The sequence below is a fragment of the Streptomyces solincola genome (assembly GCF_002982015.1).
In the GTDB taxonomy this organism is placed as follows: domain Bacteria; phylum Actinomycetota; class Actinomycetes; order Streptomycetales; family Streptomycetaceae; genus Streptomyces; species Streptomyces solincola.
In genome coordinates this window covers 1-4038 of record NZ_PVLV01000351.1, presented here as the reverse complement: position 1 = coordinate 4038, position 4038 = coordinate 1, and the positions used below count along the sequence as shown (strand labels likewise).

At 74.0% G+C, this 4038-nt stretch carries 5 protein-coding genes; 4 read left to right on the top strand and 1 reads right to left on the bottom strand.

The features are described 5' to 3' along the window. Window positions 1–276 precede the first annotated feature (276 nt). On the bottom strand, window positions 277–474 hold the full coding sequence (locus C6N75_RS31120; protein WP_219852895.1) for a hypothetical protein: 198 nt from the start codon (window positions 472–474) through the stop codon (window positions 277–279). Here C6N75_RS31120 and C6N75_RS21380 point away from each other — a divergent pair. From C6N75_RS21380 to C6N75_RS21365, 4 genes are all read left to right on the top strand, one after another. After that, on the top strand, window positions 473–1432 hold the full coding sequence (locus C6N75_RS21380) for an ABC transporter ATP-binding protein (protein WP_105870527.1): 960 nt from the start codon (window positions 473–475) through the stop codon (window positions 1430–1432). The two genes, C6N75_RS31120 and C6N75_RS21380, sit on opposite strands and share 2 nt — an antisense overlap. Further along, complete coding sequence (locus C6N75_RS21375; RefSeq protein WP_105870526.1) at window positions 1429–2241, top strand: ABC transporter permease; 813 nt, start codon at window positions 1429–1431, stop codon at window positions 2239–2241. The genes C6N75_RS21380 and C6N75_RS21375 overlap by 4 nt, the downstream gene beginning before the upstream one ends. Before the next feature lie 74 nt (window positions 2242–2315). Continuing rightward, a complete protein-coding gene (locus C6N75_RS21370) occupies window positions 2316–3266 on the top strand; it encodes an ACP S-malonyltransferase (RefSeq protein ID WP_105870525.1) in 951 nt (316 codons plus the stop codon). Further along, a partial coding sequence (locus C6N75_RS21365; RefSeq protein ID WP_146132628.1) for a class I adenylate-forming enzyme family protein occupies window positions 3253–4038 on the top strand: 786 nt, incomplete at its 3' end. The genes C6N75_RS21370 and C6N75_RS21365, both read left to right, overlap by 14 nt.

The window sequence follows — 4038 nt, the reverse complement described above, 5'->3', positions numbered from 1 at the left end:
GGCGCGGCCCCGCCACCGGATGACCCCGACGGGCAACGCCCCGGCGAGCGGAAGGCGACCACACCCGACGAGGCGGCGACCCTGCCGCCTCGTCGGGTGATCCCGCGGCCTCGTCGGGTGATCCCGCCACGTCGCCAGGCGACCCACCTTCCCGTCGGACACCGCGCCGCCCCGCCCTGCGACTGGCCGGAAAGGGACCTGTTCCGTGCCGGGAGGGCGGGTGAATCCGCCACGAAACCCTTGTGCCGGGTCGGTCAAAGGGGATCCCCGCATGAATCATGAACGATTTCCCGCCGGACGGACCACCCGCTGAGCTGCACGGATATCGCCCCCGAGAGCAGTCGATAGCGGGCGGATAGCCGGCGCGTAGCCGGGCCGGTGCCCGGCAATAGGCGGCAGGCGCAGATTGATTTCTGCCAGAACATTCCGGCCAAACGATTCCGGCCAACGCAAACGAATGAGGACTTCGATCATGAGCGACAGTCGGACCCCTCTCACGCCGGGAGTGGGCAAACACCCGGACGCGGCGGTGCTCACCGCCGTCGTCAAGCGCTTCACCACGGCCAAGGGCGAGAAGCTGACCGCCGTCGACGGCATGGACCTGCGGCTCCGACGCGGCGAGGCCGTGGCCTTCCTCGGCCCGAACGGCGCCGGCAAGTCGACCACCGTCGACATGCTCCTGGGCCTGACCACACCGGACCAGGGACGCGTGACGGTGTTCGGGCAGGAACCCCGGCATGCGGTCCGCGACGGACAGGTCGGCGCCGTCTTGCAGTCCGGCGGCCTGCTGCCCGACCTGACCGTCGGCGCCACCCTGCGGATGCTCGGCTCCCTGCATCCCGGCGCCGACCCGGAGCGGACCATGGACCGGGCCGGCGTCACGGCGCTGCGCGACCGCAAGGTCGGCGCCTGCTCCGGAGGCGAGCAGCAGCGCATCCGGTTCGCCATCGCCCTGCTGTCCGCCCCGCAGCTCCTTCTCCTCGACGAGCCGACCGCCGGCATGGACGTCACCGCCCGCCGTGCGTTCTGGGCCGCCGTCCGCGAGGAGACCCGGCGCGGCGTCACCGTCCTGTTCGCCACCCACTACATGGAGGAAGCGGACCTGTACGCCGACCGCGTGGTCATGGTCGACCGGGGTCGGGTCATCGCCGACGGCTCCGCCTCCTCCCTGCGGACCGCCATCAGCGGACGCACCGTCTCCGCCCGGCTGAGCCCCACCGACGCCCACCTCACCACCGGTTCCCCCCTGGTGCGGCGCGCCACCGTCCGCGGCGACCGCCACCACCTGGAGACCGGCGACTCCGACGCGCTGCTGCGGCTGCTGGTCAACGAGACCTCGGCCACCGCCATCGAGGTCGCCCCCCGCAGCCTCGAGGAGACGTTCGTCGCCCTGACCAGCCAGGCCGAAACCACCGGAAGGACCACGCGATGACCCCTCACTCCGCCTCCGCCACCGCCCCCGCCCCCGCCGCCGATCGTCCGCGCACCGCGTTCCTCGGCGTGAACCCGGTCTTCCTCGGGCACGAGCTGCGCCGCCGGTTCAACCGCCAGACGACCGTCTTCACCCTGCTCCTGCCGGCGGTGCTCTACCTCGCCCTGTTCCGCACCGCCCCCTCCCACGGCTCGGTCCCGCACGGCAACTTCGCCGCCTGGATGATGATCGGCATCGCCGCCTACGGCGCCGGCATGGCCGCCACCAGCTCGGCGGCCACCATCTCCATCGAGCGCTCCGCCGGCTGGATGCGGACCATCGCCCTCACCCCCCTCACCCCACCGGGCTACCTGCTGGTCAAGACGGTGTCCTCGGTGCTGATGGCCGCGGTCCCGGTCGTCGTCGTCGGGGTGCTCGGCGCCGCCACCGGCGCCGAGGCCGACACGAAGGTGTGGGTCGTCTCCCTGCTCACCGCCTGGCTGGGCGCCGCCGTGTTCGCCGCACTCGGCATCCTGATGGGGCTCGCCATGAAGCCGGACGTGGTGATGCACATGCCCGGGCTGATGATGACCGCGCTCGCCTTCCTGGGCAACCTCTTCATCCCGCTCAGCGGCGTGATGCTGGACATCTCCAAGTTCACCCCGATGTACGGCGTCTCCACGCTCGCCCGCTACCCGCTCACCGACGGCTGGTCCTTCGGCGGCGAGCACTCCAGCCTGGTCGGCGCCCTGGCCAACACCCTCGCATGGCTGGCCGTCTTCTCCGTCGCCGCCGTGCGCCGGTTCGCCAAGAGCACCGGCCGCATCTGACGCACCACGCGTCCGGCCGGGCCCGCCCCCGGTGCCCGTTCCCGCTCCCTCCCCCGTAACGGAAGGCCCCGCACATGTACGCCGTCCTGGCACCCGGCCAGGGGTCCCAGCGCCCCGGCATGCTGACGCCCTGGCTGCGCGACCCGGAATCCGCCGCCCTCGTGCGGCAGTGGTCGGACCTGGCCGACGCGGACCTGATCCACCTCGGCACCCGGGCCCCCGCCGCGCAGATCGACCGCACCGAGAACACCCAGCCGCTGCTGGTCGCCCAGGGACTGCTGGCCCATCAGGCGCTCGCCCCGGCGGCCCGCGACCGAGCCCTGGTCGCCGCCGGGCACTCCGTCGGCGAGCTCACCGCCTGCGTCTACGCCGGGGTCCTCACCCCTGAGGACGCCATCCGGCTGGCGGCTGTCCGGGGGCGGGCCATGGCGGCCGCCTGTGCCGACACGCCCACCACCATGGCAGCCGTCGTGGGCGGCCAGGAGAGCCAGGTGCTCGCCCGCCTCCGGGAACTCGACCTGGTCCCGGCCACCTTCAACGGCCCCGGCCAGATCGTCGCCGCCGGCCCCGTACAGGCCGTCGAGGAGCTGACCGCCGCTCCGCCGCCCGGCGCCGCCGTGCGCGGGCTCGCCGTCGCCGGCGCCTTCCACACCCCCTACATGGAGCCGGCCCGCCGCGCATTCGCCCGCGCCGCCTCCGCCACCCGCTTCGACCCGCCACGGGCGCTGCTGCTGTCCAACGCCGACGGCGACGTGCGGCTGTGCCCCGACGAGATCCGCCACCGGCTGGTGGAGCAGCTCGTGCGCCCGGTCCGCTGGGACCTCTGCCTCAACCGGCTCGCCCGCCTGGCACCCCGGCTGACTCTGACCCTCCCGCCGGACCGCACCCTCACCGGCCTGCTGCGGCGCCACCCCGCGGGGCTCGCCGTCCATCCCGTCGGCACCCCCCGAGACATGGCCGCCGCGCAGCGCCTGACCGCCGCCGCGCCGCACCCGCCCCAGGAGGGCACGCATGTCCGTCTCTGACCTGCTCGCCCGCCGCCGCGCCGACAGCCCCGACCGGATCGCCGTCGTCGACGCCGAAGGCGCCCTCGACCACGCCGCGCTCGGCGCGCTGGTGGACCGCGCCGCCCGCTGGCTGCGCGACCACGGGGTCGGCCCCGAGGACCGGGTGCTGCACGCCGGCGGCAACGACCGCCTCTTCGTCGCCCTGTTCTGGGCCACCCTGCGGATCGGCGCCGTCTTCGTCCCCGTCCACCAAGAACTGACCGACGCCCAGATCGACCACATCGTGCGGGACTGCACCCCGGCCGTGGCGGTCTGCCCGGCCGGTGGGGGAGCGGCTGCCCGCTACACCGTCCCGCCCGACACCGCCCGCCGGGAGATCCGCCGCGCCCGTCCCGACGGCCACACCGCGGACGTCCCCGCCGACTCGCCCGCCGCCCTGCTGTACACCTCCGGCACCACCGGCAGGCCCAAGGGCGTGATCTGCCCGCACCGGCAGGTGCGGGCCGCGGTGGACGCGATCGGCGCCGTGCTCGGCTACCGGGCCGACGACACCGTGCTGTGCAGGCTGCCGCTCTCCTTCGACTACGGGTTGTACCAGGTGCTGCTCTGCACCGCGGCCGGCGCCGCCCTCGTCCTCGCCTCGCGCGCCGAGGACCTGCGCCTACCCGGCCTGATCGAGCGGTACGGCGTCACGATCGTCCCGCTGGTGCCCTCCCTGGCAAAGACGCTGACCCTGCTCCAGGAGAGGCGCCGGCCGCGGTGCAGAGCAGCACCTGGTACAACCCGTAGT